20 protein-coding genes are annotated in these 20,168 nt (G+C 71.2%); 6 read left to right on the top strand and 14 right to left on the bottom strand.

The features are described from left to right. Positions 1-12: 12 nt before the first annotated feature. Entirely contained in the window at positions 13-3,012 is a 3,000-nt protein-coding gene (locus tag ACZ68P_RS04800; protein WP_471002670.1) for a UPF0182 family membrane protein, read from the bottom strand. 135 nt (positions 3,013-3,147) lie between these two features. Between ACZ68P_RS04800 and ACZ68P_RS04795 the strand changes: the two genes are divergently transcribed. Further along, positions 3,148-3,702, top strand: a complete 555-nt coding sequence (locus tag ACZ68P_RS04795) for a PPA1309 family protein (RefSeq protein WP_471002667.1) — start codon at positions 3,148-3,150, stop codon at positions 3,700-3,702. Between the two features lie 72 nt (positions 3,703-3,774). Here ACZ68P_RS04795 and ACZ68P_RS04790 read toward each other — a convergent pair whose 3' ends face one another. From ACZ68P_RS04790 to ACZ68P_RS04775, 4 genes are all read right to left on the bottom strand, one after another. Continuing rightward, positions 3,775-4,863 (bottom strand): YlbL family protein, encoded by a 1,089-nt coding sequence (locus tag ACZ68P_RS04790; protein WP_471002664.1) that lies wholly within the window; start codon positions 4,861-4,863, stop codon positions 3,775-3,777. 74 nt (positions 4,864-4,937) lie between these two features. Then, on the bottom strand, positions 4,938-5,168 hold the full coding sequence (locus ACZ68P_RS04785; protein ID WP_471003913.1) for a hypothetical protein: 231 nt from the start codon (positions 5,166-5,168) through the stop codon (positions 4,938-4,940). Positions 5,169-5,394: 226 nt separating this feature from the next. After that, positions 5,395-5,856: a molybdenum cofactor biosynthesis protein MoaE gene (locus tag ACZ68P_RS04780; RefSeq protein WP_365714491.1), complete on the bottom strand. Its 462-nt coding sequence runs from the start codon at positions 5,854-5,856 to the stop codon at positions 5,395-5,397. 79 nt (positions 5,857-5,935) lie between these two features. Further along, a complete protein-coding gene (locus ACZ68P_RS04775; protein ID WP_471002661.1) occupies positions 5,936-7,045 on the bottom strand; it encodes an SDR family oxidoreductase in 1,110 nt (369 codons plus the stop codon). Positions 7,046-7,239: 194 nt separating this feature from the next. Here ACZ68P_RS04775 and ACZ68P_RS04770 point away from each other — a divergent pair, with 194 nt between their 5' ends. Together ACZ68P_RS04770 and ACZ68P_RS04765 are read left to right on the top strand one after the other, a co-directional pair. After that, the gene (locus ACZ68P_RS04770) at positions 7,240-8,688 is read left to right on the top strand and encodes a zinc-dependent metalloprotease (RefSeq protein ID WP_471002658.1); all 1,449 of its coding nucleotides are present in this window, start codon (positions 7,240-7,242) and stop codon (positions 8,686-8,688) included. Next, on the top strand, positions 8,685-9,218 hold the full coding sequence (locus ACZ68P_RS04765) for an NUDIX hydrolase (protein WP_471002655.1): 534 nt from the start codon (positions 8,685-8,687) through the stop codon (positions 9,216-9,218). Before ACZ68P_RS04770 ends, ACZ68P_RS04765 begins: the two co-directional genes overlap by 4 nt. 49 nt (positions 9,219-9,267) lie before the next feature. Here ACZ68P_RS04765 and ACZ68P_RS04760 read toward each other — a convergent pair whose 3' ends face one another. The 4 genes from ACZ68P_RS04760 to ACZ68P_RS04745 form a co-directional block, all read right to left on the bottom strand. Continuing rightward, entirely contained in the window at positions 9,268-10,023 is a 756-nt protein-coding gene (locus tag ACZ68P_RS04760; RefSeq protein WP_471002652.1) for an AIM24 family protein, read from the bottom strand. A gap of 19 nt (positions 10,024-10,042) precedes the next feature. Beyond that, positions 10,043-10,723, bottom strand: a complete 681-nt coding sequence (locus ACZ68P_RS04755) for an AIM24 family protein (RefSeq protein ID WP_471002649.1) — start codon at positions 10,721-10,723, stop codon at positions 10,043-10,045. Between the two features lie 14 nt (positions 10,724-10,737). Further along, on the bottom strand, positions 10,738-12,357 hold the full coding sequence (locus tag ACZ68P_RS04750; protein ID WP_471002646.1) for a TerD family protein: 1,620 nt from the start codon (positions 12,355-12,357) through the stop codon (positions 10,738-10,740). Positions 12,358-12,464: 107 nt separating this feature from the next. Next, positions 12,465-13,040, bottom strand: coding sequence for a M48 metallopeptidase family protein (locus tag ACZ68P_RS04745; RefSeq protein WP_471002643.1), 576 nt, complete (start codon positions 13,038-13,040; stop codon positions 12,465-12,467). A gap of 197 nt (positions 13,041-13,237) precedes the next feature. Here ACZ68P_RS04745 and ACZ68P_RS04740 point away from each other — a divergent pair, with 197 nt between their 5' ends. Both ACZ68P_RS04740 and ACZ68P_RS04735 read left to right on the top strand, forming a co-directional pair. Continuing rightward, positions 13,238-14,389 (top strand): TOMM precursor leader peptide-binding protein, encoded by a 1,152-nt coding sequence (locus ACZ68P_RS04740; protein WP_471002640.1) that lies wholly within the window; start codon positions 13,238-13,240, stop codon positions 14,387-14,389. Positions 14,390-14,429: 40 nt separating this feature from the next. Beyond that, positions 14,430-15,797 carry an ABC1 kinase family protein gene (locus tag ACZ68P_RS04735; protein ID WP_471002636.1) on the top strand — a complete coding sequence of 456 codons (1,368 nt, stop codon included), beginning with the start codon at positions 14,430-14,432 and terminating at the stop codon, positions 15,795-15,797. Between the two features lie 39 nt (positions 15,798-15,836). Here ACZ68P_RS04735 and ACZ68P_RS04730 read toward each other — a convergent pair whose 3' ends face one another. From ACZ68P_RS04730 to ACZ68P_RS04710, 5 genes are all read right to left on the bottom strand, one after another. Further along, a complete protein-coding gene (locus tag ACZ68P_RS04730) occupies positions 15,837-16,019 on the bottom strand; it encodes a hypothetical protein (protein WP_471002633.1) in 183 nt (60 codons plus the stop codon). Positions 16,020-16,113: 94 nt separating this feature from the next. Then, positions 16,114-16,437: a hypothetical protein gene (locus ACZ68P_RS04725; RefSeq protein ID WP_471002630.1), complete on the bottom strand. Its 324-nt coding sequence runs from the start codon at positions 16,435-16,437 to the stop codon at positions 16,114-16,116. Next, positions 16,434-16,811 carry a WhiB family transcriptional regulator gene (locus tag ACZ68P_RS04720; RefSeq protein ID WP_365714479.1) on the bottom strand — a complete coding sequence of 126 codons (378 nt, stop codon included), beginning with the start codon at positions 16,809-16,811 and terminating at the stop codon, positions 16,434-16,436. Before ACZ68P_RS04720 ends, ACZ68P_RS04725 begins: the two co-directional genes overlap by 4 nt. A 173-nt stretch (positions 16,812-16,984) precedes the next feature. After that, complete coding sequence (locus tag ACZ68P_RS04715) at positions 16,985-17,344, bottom strand: hypothetical protein (RefSeq protein ID WP_471003866.1); 360 nt, start codon at positions 17,342-17,344, stop codon at positions 16,985-16,987. A 183-nt stretch (positions 17,345-17,527) separates the two neighbouring features. Next, positions 17,528-19,729 carry an ATP-dependent DNA helicase UvrD2 gene (locus tag ACZ68P_RS04710; protein WP_471002626.1) on the bottom strand — a complete coding sequence of 734 codons (2,202 nt, stop codon included), beginning with the start codon at positions 19,727-19,729 and terminating at the stop codon, positions 17,528-17,530. 175 nt (positions 19,730-19,904) lie between these two features. Here ACZ68P_RS04710 and ACZ68P_RS04705 point away from each other — a divergent pair, with 175 nt between their 5' ends. Continuing rightward, positions 19,905-20,147 (top strand): mycoredoxin, encoded by a 243-nt coding sequence (locus tag ACZ68P_RS04705; RefSeq protein ID WP_328905725.1) that lies wholly within the window; start codon positions 19,905-19,907, stop codon positions 20,145-20,147. Positions 20,148-20,168: the final 21 nt, after the last annotated feature.

Below are 20,168 nucleotides of genomic sequence, written 5' to 3'. Positions count from 1 at the left end.
TGACCAGGCCTCTCAGCCGCTGGGCGGGCTCGCGCTGCTGGACGGTGTGGTCCCCGGCTTGGGGACGCCACCGGCCGGCTTCTGGTCCGCGGGCTTCTGATCGGCCGGCTTCTCCGCCGGCTTCTGGTCCGACTTCAGCTTGGCGCCGGCCTCCGCCGCCTGCTGGAGCGCCCGCTGCAGGGCGTCCTGCGCCTTGCCGTAGGCCTCCCAGTCGCCCTTCTGCAGCGCGGCCTCACCGTCGTCGTACGCCTTCTGCGCGTCCGCGATGGCCTTCTTGAGGGCCGCGTCGTTCGAGCTGGGCGTCGTCGGCGGGGTCGTCCCCGGCTGCTCGGGCTGGGGCGGTGTCACACCGTCCACCCCGAACACCGCGTTCAGCGCCTCGGTGAGGTTGTTCTCGAACACCGTGGTGTCCTTGGTGGTGTCGCCTTCCGGCTGGTCGGCGTCCACGTACGACACCGCGACCTTCTTCAGCAGCGGATAGAGGGCGTTGCGGCCCTGGGCGTACACCGGCTCGACGTAGAGGAAGCCTCCGTCCAGCGGCACGGTGAGCAGGTTGCCGTACTGGATGTCGGAGTCGGCGCCCTTCATGTCCCGCACGAACTGGGCCACGTCCGGCAGGCCGTTGAGCTTGCTCTGCACCTGGGCGGGGCCCGGCACGTCGGAGGTCACTCTCAGCAGCTTTATGCGGCCGTAGTCCTTGCTCCGCGCGTCGGCGTCGACCGCCATGAAGCCGCCCAGGTTGGGCCGCCCGTTCGGGGTGAACGTCGTCGTGAGCGAGAACCGCTGGTCCTTGTCCCCGGGCATCTTCATGCTCAGGTAGTACGGCGGGACCGCGTTGCCGTCCTTGTTGGTCGGGTCGTCCGGCACCTGCCAGGCGTCCGAACCGCTGTAGAACTGCGCCGGGTTGGTGACGTGGTACCGGGTGAGCAGTTCGCGCTGGACCTTGAACATGTCCTGTGGGTAGCGCAGGTGCTGCATGAGGCTCGGCTTGATCGCCTCGCGCGGCTCCACGGTGTCCGGGAACGCCTTCATCCAGGTCTTGAGGACGGGGTCCTCCTTGTCCCACTGGTAGAGGGTCACCGTGCCGTCGTAGGCGTCGACGGTGGCCTTCACCGAGTTGCGGATGTAGTTGACCTGGTTCTGCTGGGCGACGACCGCGCGCTGCTGGTTGCCGACCGTCAGCGCGTCGGCCGTGGTTTCCCCCAGGGTCGTGCGCGAGGCGTACGGGTAGCCGTTGGTGGTCGTGTACGCGTCGACGATCCACTGGATCCGGCCGTCGACGACGGCCGGGTAGGCGTCACCGTCGATGGTCAGCCACGGGGCGACCGCCTCGACGCGCTCCTTGGGCGTGCGGTTGTAGAGGATCCGCGAGCCCTCGCCGATGGCCCCCGAGTAGAGGATCTGCGGCTCGCTCAGCGCGACCGCGTAGGCGGCGCGGTTGAAGGTGCTGGAGAGGTTGACCCCGCTCTTGCCTTCGTAGCTGGTCGACTTCTCGCCGTTCTCCTCGTAGTCCAGCTCCTTCTGCGGGCCGCCGACGATCGAGTACTGGTCGGTCTTCTCGCCGTAGTAGATCCGCTGCTGGTACGGGCCGAGCTTGCCCGTGGTCGGCAGGCCGGCCTCGGTGAAGACCGGGGAGCCGTTGGCGTCCGTCTGGGTGCCCGCGGCCATGATCGCGCCGTAGCCGTGGGTGTACGTGAAGTGGTCGTTGATCCAGTTCCGCTTCGGGATGCCCTTGATGTTGAGCTCGCGCAGGCCCACGACGGTGTCCTGGCCCTCGTAGCGGTCGATGTCGAGGGTGGTCGGGAACTGGTAGTACTTCCGCTTCTGCTCCAGCTGCTGGAACGTCGGCGACACGATGTTCGGGTCCAGGACGCGGTATCCGGCCGCCGTGTCGGCGTCGGTGCGGAGCTGGTCCTTGTTCTTGACGGTCGACTTGCCGGAGTAGTTCTCCGGCTTCGTGCCGTCGATCGCGTACGCCTTGCGCGTCGCGTCGATGTTCTTCTGGATGTAGGCCGCTTCCTTGGCCTGCTCGTTCGGCTGGACCTGGAACTTCTGCACGATGGCCGGATAGAGGCCGCCGATCAGGATCGCCGAGAGCACCATGAGGCCGAAGCCGATCACCGGCAGCTGCCAGGTGCGCCGCCAGAGCGTCGCGAAGAACAGCACGGCGCAGATCACCGCGATGCAGAACAGGATCGTCTTCGCCGGCAGATAGGCGTTGGCGTCGACGTAGCGCAGACCCGTCCAGTTGCCCGCCGCCTTGAAGTCGCTGGACTTCACGGCGAGGCCGTACCGGTCGAGCCAGTACGCCACGGCCTTCAGCGCCACGAAGACACCGAGCAGCACCGACAGGTGGCCGGTCGCGTGGGCCGTGGCGCGCGCGCCGGGGCTGGTGACGCGCAGTCCGCCGTACAGGTAGTGCGTCAGCGCGGCGGCGACCAGGGACAGGACGGTGGCGGCGAAGCCGAAGGCCAGCAGGAAGCGGTACCAGGGCAGGTCGAAGGCGTAGAACGCCACGTCCAGGCCGAACTGCGGGTCCTTCTGGCCGAACGGGACGCCGTTCACCCACATCAGCCACGTGCGCCACTGCCCGGAGGCGGAGGCGCCGGCGATCAGCCCGACCAGGGCCGAGATCGCGAGGAGCACCCACTTCTTGTACGGCGCGAGTCCCATGCGGTAGCGGTCGAGGCTCTGCTGCTCCATCGACATCGCGCTGAGCGGCGGCCGCAGCCGGTGCGCCAGCCAGATGTTCAGGCCGACGACGATGCTCATGAGCAGGCCGAAGACCAGGAACAGGCCGATCTTGGTCCACAGCGTGGTGGTGAACACGGAGGAGTACTCGACCGAGCGGTACCACAGCCAGTCCGTCCAGAACCCGGCGAACATGACGAACGCCATGGCCAGAACGGCCAGCACGCCCAGCGTCATGAGCAGGGTGCGGGCCCGCCGGGACGGCCGGCCGACTCTGATCCTTGGCCCGGACGGGCCTCCGCCGCCTCCGCGGTCCGGCATCTGGAAAGCCAACGTGCGCCCCTCGAGGTTGATGCGTCGATAAGCAGGCCCCGCGATCGTAGAGCCCACTGATGCAACTTACTGAGGCTTTACCTAGTTCCCGTCTTCGGGGCAGGAGGAGGCAGGATGTCATCCATGTCCAATGTCTCCCCCTCCGGTACCCCCATGGCCGCGAGCCCCCTCACCCGCGCGGTGCTCGAGATCGACGAGTACGCCTCCGGCCTCGGCTGGGACCGGCCGGCCCGGCTCTTCGCCCTGGTCGACACCGCCAGACTGCGTGCCCAGGAGCCGGGACTCGCCTCCCAGCTGGGCCTCAAGGACGGCGAAGCCGCCGCCTACACCCCGATCGAGCAGGAGGAGCTGCCGCCCGGCAAGCCCCTCGACGAGTTCCTCGGCACCATCGCCTGGCCCGACGCGGTGGCAGGCTGCGCGCTGACCGTGGAGCGGCTCATGCTGCCGCCGTCGGCCGAGGCGTCCGTCCCGGACGGTCTCGACGAGGCCGGTCTGGCGAAGTGGGTGGCCCGCCACCCCGACCGGCAGGAGGTCCGGATGACCGTGGCCGTCCTGCGCGACGGAGCGCGCGAGGCGGCGATCCGGCTCCGCGAGAAGGACTCGCCGAACGAGGTGCTGACCGGCGCGGACCTGGTGCCGGGACTCGCGGACGCCCTGGCGGCGACGTTCGAGTCCTGAGCCGCGGGGAGGGTACGCGAGGGGGCGCCCCGGTCGGTGATGACCGGGGCGCCCCCTCGTCCGCCGCGCGCCTCAGCCCGTCGAGCAGCTGGGCAGGTTCTTGGTGTCGCCCGCGCGGAGCTTCTCCAGTGAGGCCGTCGCGTCCTCGATGGTGTTCACCTTGATCAGGGTGAGGCCCTCGGGGATGTCGGAGGCGGCCGACTCGCAGTTGTCGGCCGGCGTGAGGAAGTAGCGGGCGCCGGCGTTCCTGGCCCCGACCAGCTTCATCTCGATCCCGCCGATGGGGCCGACCTTGCCCTTCTCGTCGATGGTCCCCGTGCCGGCGATGAACTTGCCGTCGGTCAGGCTCTCGGGGGTGAGCTTGTCGACGATGCCGAGCGCGAACATGAGTCCGGCGCTGGGGCCGCCGACGTCGGCGAGCTTGATGTCGATGGTGAACGGGAAGACGTGGTCCGTGCCGGCCTGGATGCCGACGATGGCCCGGTCGCCCTCCTTCGACTTCACGGTGGTGAGGGTGACCGCGCGGGTGGTGGTCGGCTCCTTGCCGGCCTTCTCCGCGGCGGCGGCGTCCTTGGCGGGGACGATCGTGAACTCGACCTTCTCGCCGGGCTTGCGCTTGATCACCTGCTCGGCCACGTCGCCCGGCTCCTTCACGGGCGCGCCGTCCACGGACTTGATGACGTCCCCGGCGTGCAGGACCCCCTGCGCCGGACTGTCCTTGACGACCGAGGCGACGACGACCCGCGTGGTGACGGGGATGTCCAGCTCACCGAGGGCGGCGACCTTGGCGCTCTCCTGGGACTGGGAGAACTCCTCGGCGTTCTCCTGGGTCGACTCCTCCTCGGTCTTGCCGTCCGGGTAGAGGGTCTCCTTGGGGACCACCACGTTGTCGTGCGCAAGCCAGCCGTAGATCGCCTCGACCATGTTCATGCGGTAGTCGGCGCTGGTGACGCGGACCGTGGTCATGTTGAGGTGCCCGTCGGTCGGGTACGTCCGGCGACCGGAGATCTGCAGCACGGGCTCTCCGCGGGCCTCGCCGAGGGTGTTGACCGTCGGGCCCGGGCTCATCTCCGCGTACGGCACCGGGACGAAGACGCCCACGCAGAGCAGCGTGATCAGGACCAGGGTGGAGGCGAGCATCGTCGCAGTGCGGCGTGGCATGGAACGACAGTACGGGACCGGTCTGTGAGTGCACCTGTGGGGCGGGTCCGTACGAGGCGGCCTGCGGGGGGATCTCAGCCGGAGACGTGGCTACTGCGTACGGGGGACGCCGCCGCCGTCGGCGCCATCTCGGTCAGCTCGCCCGTCGTACCGGAAGCGGAACGTTCCATCGCGTCTCTGAAGCGGGCATAACCGGCGAGCTCGGCGACGTCTCCGGTGGTCTTGTCCCGTGAGGCCCAGCTTCCCCATATCGCCGCGCCGACGACTGCGAAAAGCGGTATGAGCAACCAAGCGAGCGCTGCCATCCCGACCTCCCATCCCCATGAGCGACCGCACCGGCCGACCGGCCGATCAGCAGATTAACGATCCGCTGCCTCAACGCTGCCGCCGGGGTGCCGGTTACGCAAATCGGGCGTTCGACTACGGTCGGTCGGCGCGGCGCCTTGCCGGATGCCCGGTCGGCACAGGGCAAGGGCCCGACGCTCAGGCGCCGACCCTGTCCGGGGGAACCCCCATACCCGTGGCCGAGGCTCAGCAGGCCCCCACCCACTCCTCTGTGCCGTCCGAGAACTTCTGGTGCTTCCAGATGGGGACCTCGTGCTTGAGGTCGTCGATCAGCTTGCGGCAGGCCTCGAAGGCCTCGCCGCGGTGGGGGCAGGAGACCGCGACGACGACCGCGAGGTCGCCGATGCCCAGCTCGCCCACCCGGTGGACGGCGGCCAGGGCGCGGACGGGGTAGTCGGCGACGACCTTCTCCGCGACCCGGCGCAGCTCGGCCTCGGCCGACGGGTGGCACGAATAGCCGAGGCCGTCGACGTCGGCGCCCCCGTCGTGGTTGCGCACGGTGCCCACGAACAGGGTCATGCCGCCGGCGGCCTCGTCTCCGACCGCCTGGAAGACCTCGTCCACCGAGAGCGGGGTGTCCCGGATCGCGAGCAGCTTGATCGGATCGGCGGCTGTCCGCTCGCCGGGGTGGTCATGGGTGCGTGCCATGGTGCCCATGGTGCCGTACGGCAGGGACATCCCGGAATAGCGGTTTCGACCGGCTGTCCCGACCGGACGTAGGAGGGTCCTACAGGCCGCGCCGCTTCCGCGCCCGCCGGACCAGGGCCGCCGTGCCGAGCAGCGCCACCGTCGCACCGGCCGCGCCCGCCGCCGTCGCGTCCTTGCGGCCCAGCCGCCGGCCCGCGAGCGTGTGCCGGCCCTCGACCTCCTCCAGGAGCGCGGCGAGCACCTCCTCGTTGGTCCAGCGCGGCCGCCAGCCCGCGTCGTGCAGCCGGCCGACGCTCACCACCCACGGGTGCATCGTGTACGCCAGGTCCCCGGCCGGGGAGGGGGTGAGGCCGATCCGGTGCAGCCGCGCGGCCGCGCCGAGGGCGACGGCGGAGGGCAGCTCCATGCGCCGGATCCCGGAGAGCTCCTCCACCTCCTCCTGCTCCAGCCAGCCGTCGCAGCCGACCGCGAACTCCCCTTCGACCTTTCCGAGAGCCGCGTACTCCAGCGCGCTGACCAGGTCCTCGACGTGGCAGAACTGCCAGGTGGGGCGGGATCCGGCGACCACGAGCAGGCGGGGCGACTCGAAGTAGCGGGTCAGCGCCGTGTCCGTACCGCCGACCAGGACGGCGGGCCTGACCACCGTGACGTGGAGGCCGGGGTGGGCGCGCGGCGCCCGGCGGCCCAGCCGCTCGATCTCCAGCATGTCGCCGACGCCGGTGGCCTCGGCGGTGGCCCGCAGCTCGGCGTCCTCCGAGAGCGGGATGTCGTTGTCGGGCAGCGCGCCGTAGACCATGGCGGAGGTGCAGAGCACCACCCGGTGCACGCCGGCCGCCGCGGCGGCCGTGAGGACGGTCTGCGCCCCGCGCACGTTGTAGGCCGTTCGGGCGGCGGCGTCCGACTCCAGGTCGAGGTCGACGGCGAGGTGCACGACCACGTCCGCGCCCCTCAGCTTCTCGGCGATGGCGGGGTCGCGGACGTCGAGGATGTGCCACTGCGCCTCGGCGACCTCGCCGCGCCGCTCGTCGATCGCGACGACCCGTTTGATCTCGTCCGACGCCGCCAGGCGCCTGGTCAGCAGGTCACCGACCCCGGAGGCGGCACCGGTGACCGCGACCACGGGGCCGCGCCCGGCGGGCCGGGTCGAAGGGTTTCGCGCTGCGCGAACCTGAGGATCTGGGGAACTCACCGGGCGTCTCCAGCGGTTGTCTTCAGTACGTACCCGAATGACGCGTACGTACCAGGTGGCGTCCATCCTGCCGCAGGCCACGGCCCGGCGGAGCACCGAGCCCATATCCGGCCCGGATGTCTACGCTGGTGGTGTGGAGAAACGGGCAGTCGCCGTCGGCAGGAAGCCGGCGGCCCTACGAGCCGAGGAAACCTGTGAGTGACACCCCATTCGGATTCGGCCTTCCGCCGGAGGAGCCGGAGAACGGCGACGAGGGCAAGAAGAAGGACCCCGCCGGAGGTGGCCAGGGGTCCGGTGGCCAGGGCGGCGACAACCCGTTCGGGGCCAATCCGTTCGGTTTCGGCGGCCTGCCCGGTGGCCAGGGGGGCGCCGACAACCCGTTCGCGGCGATGTTCGGTTCGCTGAACCCCAACGACCTGGGCGCGGCCTTCCAGCAGCTCGGCCAGATGCTCAGCTACGAGGGCGGTCCCGTCAACTGGGACATGGCCAAGCAGATCGCGCGCCAGGTCGTCGCCCAGGGCACCGCCGACGGCACGAAGGACGCCAGCGTGGGCCCCGCCGACAAGTCGGCGGTCGAGGAGGCCGTGCGTCTGGCCGACCTGTGGCTGGACGGTGTGACCTCGCTGCCGTCGGGCGCGAGCACGGCCGTGGCCTGGAGCCGCGCCGAGTGGGTCGAGGCGACCCTGCCCGCCTGGCAGCAGCTGGTCGACCCGGTCGCCGAGCGGGTCGGTACGGCGATGGGTGACGTGCTGCCCGAGGAGATGCAGGCCATGGCGGGCCCGCTGATCGGCATGATGCGCTCCATGGGCGGTGCCATGTTCGGCCAGCAGATCGGCCAGGCGGTGGGCGCGCTCGCGGGCGAGGTCGTCGGTTCGACGGACGTCGGCCTGCCCCTCGGGCCGGCGGGCAAGGCGGCGCTGCTGCCGCTGAACATCGAGGCGATCGGGAAGGACCTGGGCGTCCCGAAGGACGAGGTGCGGCTGTATCTGGCGCTGCGCGAGGCCGCCCACCAGCGGCTCTTCGCCCACGTGCCGTGGCTGCGCGCCCATCTGTTCGGCGCGGTCGAGGGGTACGCCCGCGGGATCAAGGTCGACACCTCGAAGCTGGAGGACGCGGTCGGCCAGCTGGACCCGACGCACCCCGAGCAGCTGCAGGAGGCGCTGCAGCAGGGCATGTTCCAGCCGGAGGACACACCGGAGCAGAAGGCGGCCCTGGCCCGCCTGGAGACCGCGCTCGCGCTGGTCGAGGGCTGGGTGGACGCGGTGGTCCACGAGGCCGCCAAGTCGCGGCTGACCTCGGCGGACGCGTTGCGGGAGACGCTGCGGCGGCGCCGGGCGAGCGGCGGGCCCGCCGAGCAGACGTTCGCCACGCTGATCGGGCTCGAGCTGCGCCCGCGCCGTCTGCGGGACGCCTCGCGGCTGTGGGCCTCGCTCACCGACGCACGGGGTGTCGACGCGCGCGACGATCTCTGGGAGCACCCGGACATGCTGCCGACGGCGACCGACCTGGACGACCCGGACGGTTTCGTGCACCGCGAGCAGCTCGACTTCTCGGAGCTGGACAAGATGCTGGGCGAGGCGGCCGACAAGCGCGACGGCGCCGCGCGCGACGAGACGGACGACAAGGGCGACGACGACAAGTGAGCCTGCACGAAGACGCCTCCCTCGTCCTGAAGGCGTACGACGGTCCGAGCGGCGCCCAGGAAGAGCTGCGCCGGTTCTATCTGGATCACCTGGACGCGCATCCGGACGGCATGTGGAAGGCGTGCGAGGCCGGCCATCTGACGGCCAGCGCGCTGGTGGTCGACCCGGAGCGGGGCCGGGTCCTGCTGACACTGCACCGGAAGCTCGGCATGTGGCTGCAGATGGGCGGCCACTGCGAGCCGGGGGACCGGACACTGGCGGCGGCGGCGCTGCGGGAGGCGACGGAGGAGTCCGGGATCCCCGGTCTGACGCTGCTCGCGGGCGGGCCGGTCCGGCTGGACCGGCATCCGATTCCGGCGCCCTGCCACTGGCATCTGGACGTGCAGTACGCCGCGCTCGCGCCGTCGGGCGCGGTGGCGGAGATCAGCGACGAGTCGCTGGACCTGCGCTGGTACGCGTACGACGAGGTGGCGGCCGTCGCCGACGAGTCGGTGGTGCGGCTGACCGAGGCCACGCTCGCCCGGCTGTAGCGCGTGAGGGGCGGTCGCCGTGGCGACCGCCCCTCACGCGTGTACGGGCTCAGTTCCAGGCGTTGTTCTGGTTCTGCGCGTGCGCGCCGTGCTGGCCGGCTCCGAACTGGGCCGCGATGCCCTGTCCGATGGCGGCGTTCTGCGGCGGCATGACCTCGCTGGGCTGGACCAGGGCGAAGCCCTGGCCGAGGAAGCTGAGCTCCCAGCCCTCACCCGTGTTGCCGCGGCGACGGCGGATGTTGGAGTTCGTGGTCTGGGCCTGCATCTGCACGCGCAGACCGCTGGACCAGGCGACGATCGCGTCCGCGTCGACGTTGACGTACTTGTCGGGCGTGACCTGCATCATCAGCGGCTGGCCGGAGGTCATCAGGGCGACCCTGCCGCGGCCGGAGATGTTGAGCTGGTACTTGCCGGAGCCGGAGATGCCGTACTGGCTGTCCACGGCGATGACCTCGGTGTGCAGGGTCGAGTCCAGCGCCAGGACGTAGGAGCTGTCGACGGTCATGCCCTCCTGCTCGACCTCCACCACGTGGATGTACTGGGCGAGGTTGGCGAAGTAGACCGTGCCCTGACCGGAGCAGCGCATCAGTTCGAGGCCCTCACCGGTGCGGGCCTGGGCGCGTCGCTGGCCGGGCGTCTTGTACTCGCCGTCGAAGTCGACGAGCCCCTGGTAGGCGACCATCGCGCCCTTACGGGCGAGGATGTCGTCCTGGCCGGTGAGCGCCACCCGGAGCAGCTGCGGGTTCTGGATGACGTACCGTTCCTGGCTCTGCTGCTCGGCGTGGTTGAAAAGCGGGCTCTGCATGGTGTGTTCTCGCTCCCCCTCAGCCCCGGACCCGCAGGCGGTCGGTGCTGTCCTCGCTCGGCTGTACGACGACGATGCCCTGGCCGGAGAAGGCCATCTGGTAGGCCTCGCCGCTGCCCCGCCCGATCAGGGACGAGGCCTTGAAGCTGCGCTTGCCCTTGACCTTGAGCGACGGCGACCAGGCGACAAGCGCGTCCGGGTCGACGTACGTCTCGTCCTCGCCGCGGCCGCAGTCGACGACGATCGGGGTGCCCCGGGAGGTCAGGGCGACCCAGCCGGTTCCCGCGACCTCGACGTTGAAGAGGCCCTGGCCGGCGAACTTCGCCATGCCCTTGACCCTCTCGACACCCCACTGGAGGTGGGCGTCGAAGGCGAGGATGTTGGAGCCGTTGACCGACAGGGAGTCATTGTCGAGGTTGATCACGACGACGTCCGCGCCGTAGTCGGCGAGGTAGAGCAGTCCGTCGCCGGAGCACTTCATGACGGGCGCGCCCTCGCCGGTGGCCCACGCCTGGGCGACCTGGCGCACGGCGGGCGGGTTGGGCTCGTAGGTGATGAAGCCTTCGTAGGCGACCATCGAGCCGGTGCGTGCGTAGAGGTCCTGGCCGGAGCCCATGGCGACCTTGAGCATGCTGCGGCCGTGGTTCTCCATCCGGGCGGCCATCGGGGTCGGGGCGAAGCCCGCGAGTTGCTGGTTCATCGGTTCGGGCTCCCTCAGACCTCGTACGGCTGGACGACGATGAAGTTGCCGGGGGCGCCCCGGAACTGGAGGTTGACGGTCTCTCCGCTGTGACCGGGGTACGCGTTGCGGCGCAGCCGGACCTGGCTGGAGAGGATCACCTGCGAGGCGGACGACCAGGCCACGACGGCGTTGCAGTCGGCGAAGGTCGTCGGCGTGACGGGCAGCACCACGGGGATGCCGTGCGTCTTCACGACGACCGTGCCGGTGCCCTGGAACTGCATGGTGAACAGGGCGCCGCCGGGGATGCCGTGGCCCTCGATCCGGCGGACCTCGTACTGCAGCGACTCGTCGAAGGCGAGGACGTTCTCGGCGGAGACGCAGATACCGTCGCCCTGCAGCTCGATGGGGTGCAGGTGGGCGCCCTCCTCGGCGAGGAAGACCTGGCCGCGGCCGGTACAGCGCATCAGCTGCATCTCCTGGCCGGTGGCGTTGCCGACGATCCGGCCGGTGAACCCGGCTCCCTTGTGACTGAAGTCCACCTTGCCCTGGTACATGACCATGCTGCCCTGGCGGGCGAGGACGGGCACACCGCCCATGGCGAGGTCGACCCGCATGAGCTGCTGGTTCTGCGGGGTCCACCGGGCGCCGGTCGCGGTCTCCTTGTACGGCTGGAGCGCGGCGGCGAGTCCGGCTCCGGTGGCCGGGACTCCCTGCGGGACGCCCATGCCGACCGGGGGCGTGCCCATCGGGGGCTGCTGGCCGAACGCGGGCTGGCCGTACGGCGCGGGCGCCTGCTGACCGTACGGGGCGGGAGCGGGCTGGCCGTACGGCGACGGCGCGGCGGGCGGCGCGGCCTGGCCGGGAACCTGGCCGAACTGCGGCTGCGGCGGCTGGCCGTACGGCGCGGGAGCGGGCGGCGGGGCCATGGGCGCGGCCATGGTGGGGGCCGCGTGCACCGGCGGAACCGGGGCCTGCGGCGCCGGCGCGGGAGCTCCGAACGAGGGGGCCGGCTGGGGCACGTGCGGCGCGGGGGCCGGTGCGCCGAAGGCGGGCGGGGCGGCGGCCTGCGCCGGTGCGCCGAAGCCCGGGGCGGCGCCCTGCGGCGGCTGCGCGGCCGGCTGGTCCTCGGCGACCTCGCCGCCGAAGTTCCTGAGCAGCGCGTCGAGGCCCCCGTCGAAGCCCTGGCCGACGGCGGCGAACCGCCAGACGTCCTTGAGGTAGAAGTCCCCGAGCATCACGGCGCGCTCGGTGGTGAACTCCGCTCCCGTGAAGGCGTACCGGACGACCTCTTCGCCGCCCGCCACCACGCGGATGTAGCCGGGGCCGATCTGCGACATCTGGCCGGCGCCGTCGATCGTGGCCGTGAACGACAGCTTGTGGATGTTCGCCGGGATGCGGTCGAGCGTGACGCGGAAGGACTCGGTGTCGCCGGACTGCGCGCCGAGCAGCTGGATGGACTCCTCGGGCGACTTCGGCTGGTTGAAGAAGATGAAGTACCGGTCGTCCGAGAGCTGCTCGTTGGCGTCGAGGCCGAAGCAGCTGATGTCGAAGGTCAGTCCGGGCGCCGCGATCTGCACACCCACGTACAGATCGGTCCCCGGTGTCAGATCACTGATCTTGGCCTTGTGGCCGCGTTGGAATTCCCTGGCCATGCGTAACGACCGTCCCCCATCCCGAAATGTGAATGCGTCGCGTCAGGCTAACGGCTGTATGCGACATTGAGCCAAGCCGGTACACATTCGGTACAGGATTGACGCGGTCACTCGTCGCGAGCGGCGGGGAGGTGCGGCAGGCGTTCGGCGGCGACGACGCCCTCGAGGTAGCCGCGGGCACGCTCGGTGCGCGGGTAGGCCTCCAGGAGCCGCCAGAAGCGCGGCCCGTGGCCCGGCACCAGGAGATGGGCCAGCTCGTGGAGCAGGACGTAGTCGACGACGTACTCGGGCATTCCCTGGAGCCGGTGCGACAGCCGGATGCTGCCTTCCGAGGGGGTGCACGAACCCCAGCGGGTGTTCTGGTTGGTCACCCAGCGCACGGACGCGGGGCGCGCCCGGCCGCCGAAGTACTGCTCGGACAGCCGCTCCGCCCGCTCGTTCAGCTCGGCGTCGCCGAGGACGCGCTTGCTCTCCTGGGCGGCGAGCTTGTCCAGCATGACCGACACCCAGCGCTGCTCCTCGGCCTCGGACATCCGGGCCGGGATGAGCACGATGGTCCGGTCGCCCTCGCGGTAGGCGGAGACGGTCCTGTTCCGCCGGGAGCTCCTGCGGACCTCGACCGCGCCGGTCGCCGAGGCGCGGGGCGGCTTCCTCGTCACGCTGCGTTGTGGGTCGGCGGGCACGGGCCCGACGTTACCCGCTGTCAGCGGGGGAAGTCCCGCCTCCGGGTCGGGTCGGCGGTGATCCGGCCCCGCTGTGCACCATTTGAATGACTAATACCCCAGGGCTGTGGACAACTTTTTCCGCCGGTCGCGGTTCCGGGGCAATCTGACGATCGAGATCACGGAACGGATCACGGAGCAAGATCACAGGGGCGGATATGCATCCGATGGTGAAACCGGCGCTGCGGCGTGCCTGGCGAAATCTTCAGTGCGTGCAGTTCGGGGCCACACCCGCGCACGCGGTCCTGGTCGGACCGCTGGACACGACCACCGGCAGCCTGCTGAGACTGCTCGACGGTACGCGCGGCATGGACCTGCTGCGTGCCGAGGCCCGGGCGCTGGGGCTGCCGGAGGGTCAGCTGGAGGCGCTGCTCGACCGGCTGGCGGGCGCCGGGCTCGTCGCGGACGCCACGGCGCACCGGCCGGGGAAGCCCGGGGCCGCAGGGCGCCCGGACCCGGCGCTCGATCCGCTGCGCGCCGACCTCGCGTCCCTCTCGGTCGTCCATCCCGAACCGGACGGCGCGGCCCGGCGGCTGGCCGCCCGGCAGGCCCTGCGGGTCCAGGTCCGGGGAGCGGGCCGGGTGGGCGCGGCCGTCGCCGCGCTGCTCTCGGCCTCCGGGGTCGGCCGGGTGGAGGTGCTGGACTCGGGGTCGGTGGAGCCGTGGGAGGTGTCGCCGGGCGGGCTGCCGCCCGAGTCGGTCGGCGAGCGCCGGGCCGCGGCGGCACGCAGGCTCGTGCGGAGCGCGGCGCCGGGCGGCCGCGTGCCCCGGCCCGCGCCCTCCGGCCCGGGTGAGACCGGAAGGGAGCCCGGCCTGTCACTCGTCGTGGTGACGCCCCGGGACGGACTCGGAGCCTACGTCCCCGATCCGCTGCCGGCCCAGGGGTGGATCGCCACGGGCACCCCCCACCTCTACGCGGGCGTGCTGGAGGCCACCGGTGTGGTCGGACCGCTGGTGCTGCCGGGCGAGACACCCTGTGCGCGGTGCCTGCAGGAGGAGCGGACGGACCGGGAGCCGGTGTGGCCGCGACTGCTCGCGCAGTGGCGCTCGGGCCCGCCCCACGCCCTGCCGGCCTGCGATCTCTCCTTGGCGACGGCCGTCGCGGGCCTGGCCGCCGCCCATGCGCTGGCCTTCCTGGATGGTGAGTCGCCGACGAGCACCGGCGCGCGGTGGGAGGTGTCGCTGCCGATGCTCGAGTGGCGTACGGAGCAGGTGAGGCCCCATCCCGCGTGCCCGTGCGGGGCCGTACGTAACAGAGAAGGGGAGCGCGCCTCGGGGGCCGGGATGCCACAGGACACAATGGCGGGATAACCGCCCTGCGCGGCACGCAGTCTGGGAATTGGAGGGGCGCATGTCTGATCTTCCCCGAAAGGCGGTCACCCGGACCGCCAAGTTGGCCGCGTTGCCGCTGGGCTTCGCCGGGAGGGCCACCTGGGGCCTGGGCAAGCGGATCGGGGGCAAGTCGGCGGAGATCGTCGCCCGCGAGCTGCAACAGCGCACGGCCGAGCAGTTGTTCAAGGTCCTCGGCGAGCTGAAGGGCGGGGCGATGAAGCTCGGGCAGGCGCTGTCCGTCTTCGAGTCGGCGCTGCCCGAGGAGGTGGCGGGGCCCTACCGGGCGGCGCTCACCAAACTGCAGGAGGCTGCGCCGCCGATGCCGACGCGGACGGTCCACGGAGTGCTGGAGGAGCGGCTCGGCGAGGCGTGGCGGGAGCGGTTCCTCGAGTTCGAGGACAAGCCGGCGGCCGCGGCCTCGATCGGGCAGGTGCACCGGGCGGTGTGGCACGACGGCCGTGAGGTCGCGGTGAAGGTGCAGTACCCGGGCGCGGGCGAGGCGCTGCTCTCCGATCTGGCTCAGCTGAGCCGGTTCGCCCGGCTGCTCGGGCCGCTGGTCCCCGGGATGGACATCAAGCCGCTGATCACGGAGCTGCGCGACCGGGTCTCCGAGGAGCTGGACTACTCCCTGGAGGCGGAGTCCCAGCGGCAGCACGCGGAGGAGTTCGCCGACGACCCGGACGTGGTCGTGCCCGGCGTCGTCTACCAGTCGGAGCAGGTGCTGGTCACCGAGTGGATCGAGGGCATACCACTGTCCGAGGTGATCGCGGACGGCACCCCTGAGCAGCGGGACCGGGCCGGCCAGCTCCTGGCGCGCTTCCTCTTCTCGGGCCCGGCGCGTACGGGACTGCTCCACGCGGATCCGCACCCGGGCAACTTCCGGCTGCTGCCGGGCGGGGCGGCCGGGGAGGACGAGGACGGTCCGGAGAGCTGGCGGCTCGGGGTGCTGGACTTCGGCACGGTGGACCGGCTGCCGGGCGGGCTGCCCGAGACGATCGGCGCCTGTCTGCGGATGACGCTGGAGGGCGACGCGGAGGGCGTCTATGCCGTGCTCCGCGAGGAGGGGTTCGTCAAGGAGTCCATCGACCTCGACCCGGACGCCGTCCTCGCCTACCTCCTGCCGATCATCGAGCCGGCCGAGGTGGACGCCTTCGCCTTCTCGCGGGGATGGCTGCGCGCGCAGGCCGCCCGCATCGGCGACCTTCGCTCCCCCGCCCACCAGTTGGGCAAGCAGCTCAACCTGCCGCCGTCGTATCTTCTGATTCACCGGGTGACGTTGAGCACGATCGGCGTGCTGTGCCAGCTGAACGCGACGGTCCGGCTGCGCGACGAGCTGGAGGAGTGGCTGCCCGGCTTCCTCGCGGAGAAGACGGAGGAGGACAGCTAGGGCCCGTCCGGGAAGTATCGGCGTCCGCCCGCAGGGCCGTCACCACCAGGTGGAGTCGAGGCGGCCCTCGATGGATCTGATGTTCTCGCGGGCACAGGTATCGCAGAGGTAGCGGCGGGTGCCGTTCTCCAGTGAGCAGGTCCACGTCACCGGGAGCTCCTCGGCGGTCTTGCCGCAGTGCGCGCACACGATGGGCGGCTCAGGTGTCCGGGCGTCTGTCACAGGGAAGACGATAGTCCGGTGGGAGCGTCGGCGCCGGGGCAACGCACCGCGGGGGCCGGTCCGTTCGGACCGGCCCCCGCTGGGTTCTTCCGGGTCAGTGCATGACGGCCATGGCGAGCGCACGCCGGGCGCGCAGCGACACGCGCTCGGCCCGCCGCTGCATCCGCCGGGCGGCGACCAGGCGCTGGGCCTGGCGTTCCGCGTCGGCTTCCCGCATGCGGTCGTGCATATGCGCACGAGCCAGGGCTTCTGGAATGAGTTGCATTTCGCGGGTCCTGTTCTGACGCGAGGCGTTCGCGCCGGTGATGGAAACGTCTGGGGTGGCGGAGCCGGACGGCTCGCTGGTGGAAGGGGTCATCGGGGCCAGCTTCTGGGGATCGTGCGTGAGGGGTCGATCGATGGTTCCGGTGATGTTCATGCCGCGACCGGGTTCTTGCGCGGGCGGCCACGCGGCCGCTTACGGGCGACGACGACACCCTGGACGAAGAGCTCTCCGCCCCAGACACCCCACGGCTCGCGCCGCTCCTTGGCGCCGGCGAGGCAGGCCTCCATCAGCGGGCAGGTACGGCAGAGGGACTTGGCGTACTCGACGTCGGCCGGGGACTCGGCGAAGAAGACCTCCGGGTCGTACGAGCGGCAGGGGACGGGTACACCGAGGTTCTCGATGGCGTCGTCGAGCGCGGTGAGCGCGGTGAGGGGGGCGAGGGGGGTCAAGGTGGAGTCCTCCGTGAGGCCGGGCGGGGGGATCGTTTCGGAAGGCGGTACGGACGGGGCGTGCGCTTCGAGTTGCACGGGTGTCTTTCCTCGTCTGTTGTTCCGGCCTGTTGGCCGGGGTTTCGGCTGGTACCGGGTCTTGCTTCGTCCCGAGGCCCCTTCGCTCCGTCATCCCCGTTCGAGGACAAACAGAAGGGCCGCGGATCCCGGGTGGGGTTCCGCGGCCCTGAAGGCGCCGGCCTGATCGAGAATCAGGCTGGATCACTCCAGGGTTCGAGCCCACGGAAGGCCCACATCGTGTGGTGCTGCGTCGTCTGCTGCTGGGTTCCGGCACCGGTCGCCGCAAAGGCATAGGCCGTGGCCTTGCCCGCTGCTACTCCTGCTTCCAGTGCCTTGGTCGGTCGCTCATCGCGCTCCATGACGGGGAGAACCGCCAGGGCGGCCGCGGGCCGCAGGGCCACGGCGCCGGCCAGACCGGCGCCGGACATGCCGGTGCCAGGAAGACCGCTGCCAATGAACGCCGAACCGGAGAGGCCGAGCGAGCAGGTGGAGACGACCGAGCGATCGGTCATTTTGTCGGTGCTGACGAAGCTGACGTTGGTGCTGTTGATGTTGCTGATCACTGGAATCGCCTCCTCTCGGCGTCTCGGAGGGCTCGGGGTGAGCCGGACCCTCATCTTCATTTGGACAAGTACAGCACGAAAGCAGGGCTTCGAAGAAGCCGCTGTTTCCGTGGTTAAGAACCTATGGGGCTTGACGGGGCGTGCGCAAACTATTTTTCCGACGAGTTTCGCTCAAGGTGTCTCGTCGGCTCCTCCAGGCTCCTGACCTGCCTCTTCACCCGGCTCCTCGCCCGCGCAGAGGGCCAGTACGGCGGCACCGAACCGGTCGAGCTTACGGGCGCCGACGCCGGAGATCGAGGCCAGCTCTCCGTCGCTGGAGGGGACGCACTCGGCGATCGCCATCAGCGTCTTGTCGGTGAAGACGCAGTACGCGGGCTGCCCCAGCTCCTTGGCCTGGTCGGAGCGCCACTCGCGCAGCCGCTCGTACAGCGCCTCGTCCATGTCGGAGGGGCAGTCCTCGCAGCGCATCAGCTTCATCTCGCCGGCCTCAGTGAGCGTGGCGCCGCAGACCCGGCACAGCACCGGTCCACGGCGCTTGCGGCGGCCGCCGCCGCTGCCCCGCTCGACCGAGGCGCCGCCGCCCGGGCCCCCGGCGCCCAGCGGCCCGGAGCCGGGCCGCAGCCCCTTGAGGAAGCGGCTGGGGCGCCGGGAGGCGCGGCCGCCCGGGGAGCGGGAGAGCGCCCAGGAGAGCGAGAGGTGGAGGCGGGCGCGGGTGACACCGACGTACAGGAGGCGGCGCTCCTCCTCGATCTGCTCGTCGGTCTTGGCGTACGTGATCGGCATCATGCCCTCGGTGAGGCCGACCAGGAAGACGGCGTCCCACTCCAGGCCCTTGGCCGCGTGCAGGGAGGCGAGGGTCACGCCCTGGACGGTGGGGGCGTGCTGGGCGGCGGCCCGCTCGTCGAGCTCGGCGACCAGGTCGGAGAGGGTGGCGCCGGTCTTGGCGCGGGCGAAGTCCTCGGCGAGCCGGACCAGGGCCGCGAGCGATTCCCAGCGGTCGCGGACGGCGCCCGAGCCGGCGGGCGGCTCGGTGGTCCAGCCCTTGGTGGAGAGCACGGCGCGGACCTGGGAGGGAAGGTCCTCGGTGTCGTCGAGCAGCGAGTCGTTCCCGCCGGCGCGGGCGGCCCCCCTCAGGGCGATGCCCGCCTCCCGCACCTCCTGGCGCTCGAAGAAGCGCTCGGCGCCGCGCAGCTGGTAGGGCACGCCGGCGTCGGCGAGGGCCTGCTCGTAGACCTCGGACTGGGCGTTGATGCGGTAGAGCACGGCGATCTCGCCGGCCGGGACGCCGGCGGCGATCAGGTCGCGGATGCGGCGGGCGGTGCCCTCCGCCTCGGCGGGCTCGTCGGCGTACTCGGTGTAGGCGGGGTCGGGGCCGGGGTCGCGCTGGGAGATCAGCTCCAGGCGGTGCTCGGCGGCGCGGCCGCGTGCCTGGCTGAGCAGTCCGTTGGCCAGGTGGACGACCTGGGGGGTGGAGCGGTAGTCGCGGACCAGCTTCACGACGGTGGCGTCGGGGTGCCGGGTCCGGAAGTTCAGCAGGTGGTCGGGGGTGGCGCCGGTGAAGGAGTAGATGGTCTGGCTGGCGTCGCCGACGACACAGAGGTTGTCGCGGTCGCCGAGCCAGAGGTCGAGCAGCCGCTGCTGGAGCGGGGAGACGTCCTGGTACTCGTCCACGACGAAGTGCTGGTACTGCCGGCGGATCTGGTCGGCGATGTCGTGCCGGTCCTGGAGGATGCCGACCGTGAGCAGCAGCACATCCTCGAAGTCGATGACCGAGCGGTCGCGCTTGAGCTGTTCGTACATGGCGTAGATCTGACCGATCTCCGCCGGGTCCCGGGGGGCGTCGCGCACGGACTTGGCGACGGCGGCCGGATAGTCGGCGGGGACGGTCTGCGTGACCTTGGCCCATTCGATCTCGCCCGTGACATCGCGCAGCTCGTTGCGGTCGAGCCGGACGCGGCAGCGCGCGGCGGCCTCGGCGACGAGCTGGATCTTGCGCTCCAGGAGCCGAGGCAGATCGCCACCGACGACTTTCGGCCAGAAATACTGGAGCTGGCGCAGCGCGGCGGAGTGGAAGGTGCGGGCCTGGACGCCTCCGGCGCCCAGCTCGCGCAGCCGCCCGCGCATCTCTCCGGCGGCCCGGTTGGTGAACGTGACGGCCAGCACACTGCCGGGCTGGAGTATGCCCGCCCGCACGCCGTAGGCGATGCGGTGCGTGATGGCCCGCGTCTTGCCCGTACCGGCTCCCGCCAGCACACACACCGGGCCGTGCAGGGCCAGGGCGACCTCGCGCTGCTCGGGGTCGAGCCCGTCGAGCACCGCGTCGGCCGAGTCCGGGACCCGCGGGAAAAGAGTGGAGTGCGTTGCTGCTGTCACCCCGCCATGCTGCCAGGTTCGGTGGGGTGGGTGCGGCACGTCGTCCACAGGGCCGGGGCTCCGGTCATATGAATCAGGCCTCGGCCGCTCCGGCGGCACGACACCCGGGAATGGCCGGACGGCGGCGTACGTTCTCCTCCTCGGCACCCATCCGCGAACAGAGGAGCGCCAGGTCATGCAGGGCACTGTGACGATGTACAGCACCACGTGGTGCGGCTACTGCCGTCGGCTCAAGGGCCAGATGGACCGCGAGGGCATCGCGTACACGGAGATCAACATCGAGCAGGACCCCGAGTCGGCAGCGTTCGTGGAGAAGGCCAACGGGGGCAACCAGACGGTACCGACCGTGCTCTTCCCGGACGGTTCCACGCTGACCAACCCGTCGCTCGCCCAGGTGAAGCAGAAGGTCGGCGTCTGAGTCGTCGCCGCACGCGCACGA

The sequence above is a fragment of the Streptomyces sp. NPDC036822 genome (genome assembly GCF_055609145.1).
The sequence above is the reverse complement of the archived record's forward strand: the minus strand, read 5'-3'. Positions and strand labels throughout refer to the sequence as shown.

Bases quoted from the DNA above. Each gene is read 5' to 3' on its own strand.
- ACZ68P_RS04800 (WP_471002670.1), bottom strand. From the start codon at position 3,012: ATGCCGGACCGCGGAGGCGGCGGAGGCCCGTCCGGGCCAAGGATCAGA.
- ACZ68P_RS04795 (WP_471002667.1), top strand. From the start codon at position 3,148: ATGTCCAATGTCTCCCCCTCCGGTACCCCCATGGCCGCGAGCCCCCTC.
- ACZ68P_RS04790 (WP_471002664.1), bottom strand. From the start codon at position 4,863: ATGCCACGCCGCACTGCGACGATGCTCGCCTCCACCCTGGTCCTGATC.
- ACZ68P_RS04785 (WP_471003913.1), bottom strand. From the start codon at position 5,168: ATGGCAGCGCTCGCTTGGTTGCTCATACCGCTTTTCGCAGTCGTCGGC.
- ACZ68P_RS04780 (WP_365714491.1), bottom strand. From the start codon at position 5,856: ATGGCACGCACCCATGACCACCCCGGCGAGCGGACAGCCGCCGATCCG.
- ACZ68P_RS04760 (WP_471002652.1), bottom strand. From the start codon at position 10,023: ATGCAGAGCCCGCTTTTCAACCACGCCGAGCAGCAGAGCCAGGAACGG.
- ACZ68P_RS04755 (WP_471002649.1), bottom strand. From the start codon at position 10,723: ATGAACCAGCAACTCGCGGGCTTCGCCCCGACCCCGATGGCCGCCCGG.
- ACZ68P_RS04750 (WP_471002646.1), bottom strand. From the start codon at position 12,357: ATGGCCAGGGAATTCCAACGCGGCCACAAGGCCAAGATCAGTGATCTG.
- ACZ68P_RS04740 (WP_471002640.1), top strand. From the start codon at position 13,238: ATGCATCCGATGGTGAAACCGGCGCTGCGGCGTGCCTGGCGAAATCTT.
- ACZ68P_RS04735 (WP_471002636.1), top strand. From the start codon at position 14,430: ATGTCTGATCTTCCCCGAAAGGCGGTCACCCGGACCGCCAAGTTGGCC.
- ACZ68P_RS04725 (WP_471002630.1), bottom strand. From the start codon at position 16,437: ATGAACATCACCGGAACCATCGATCGACCCCTCACGCACGATCCCCAG.
- ACZ68P_RS04705 (WP_328905725.1), top strand. From the start codon at position 19,905: ATGCAGGGCACTGTGACGATGTACAGCACCACGTGGTGCGGCTACTGC.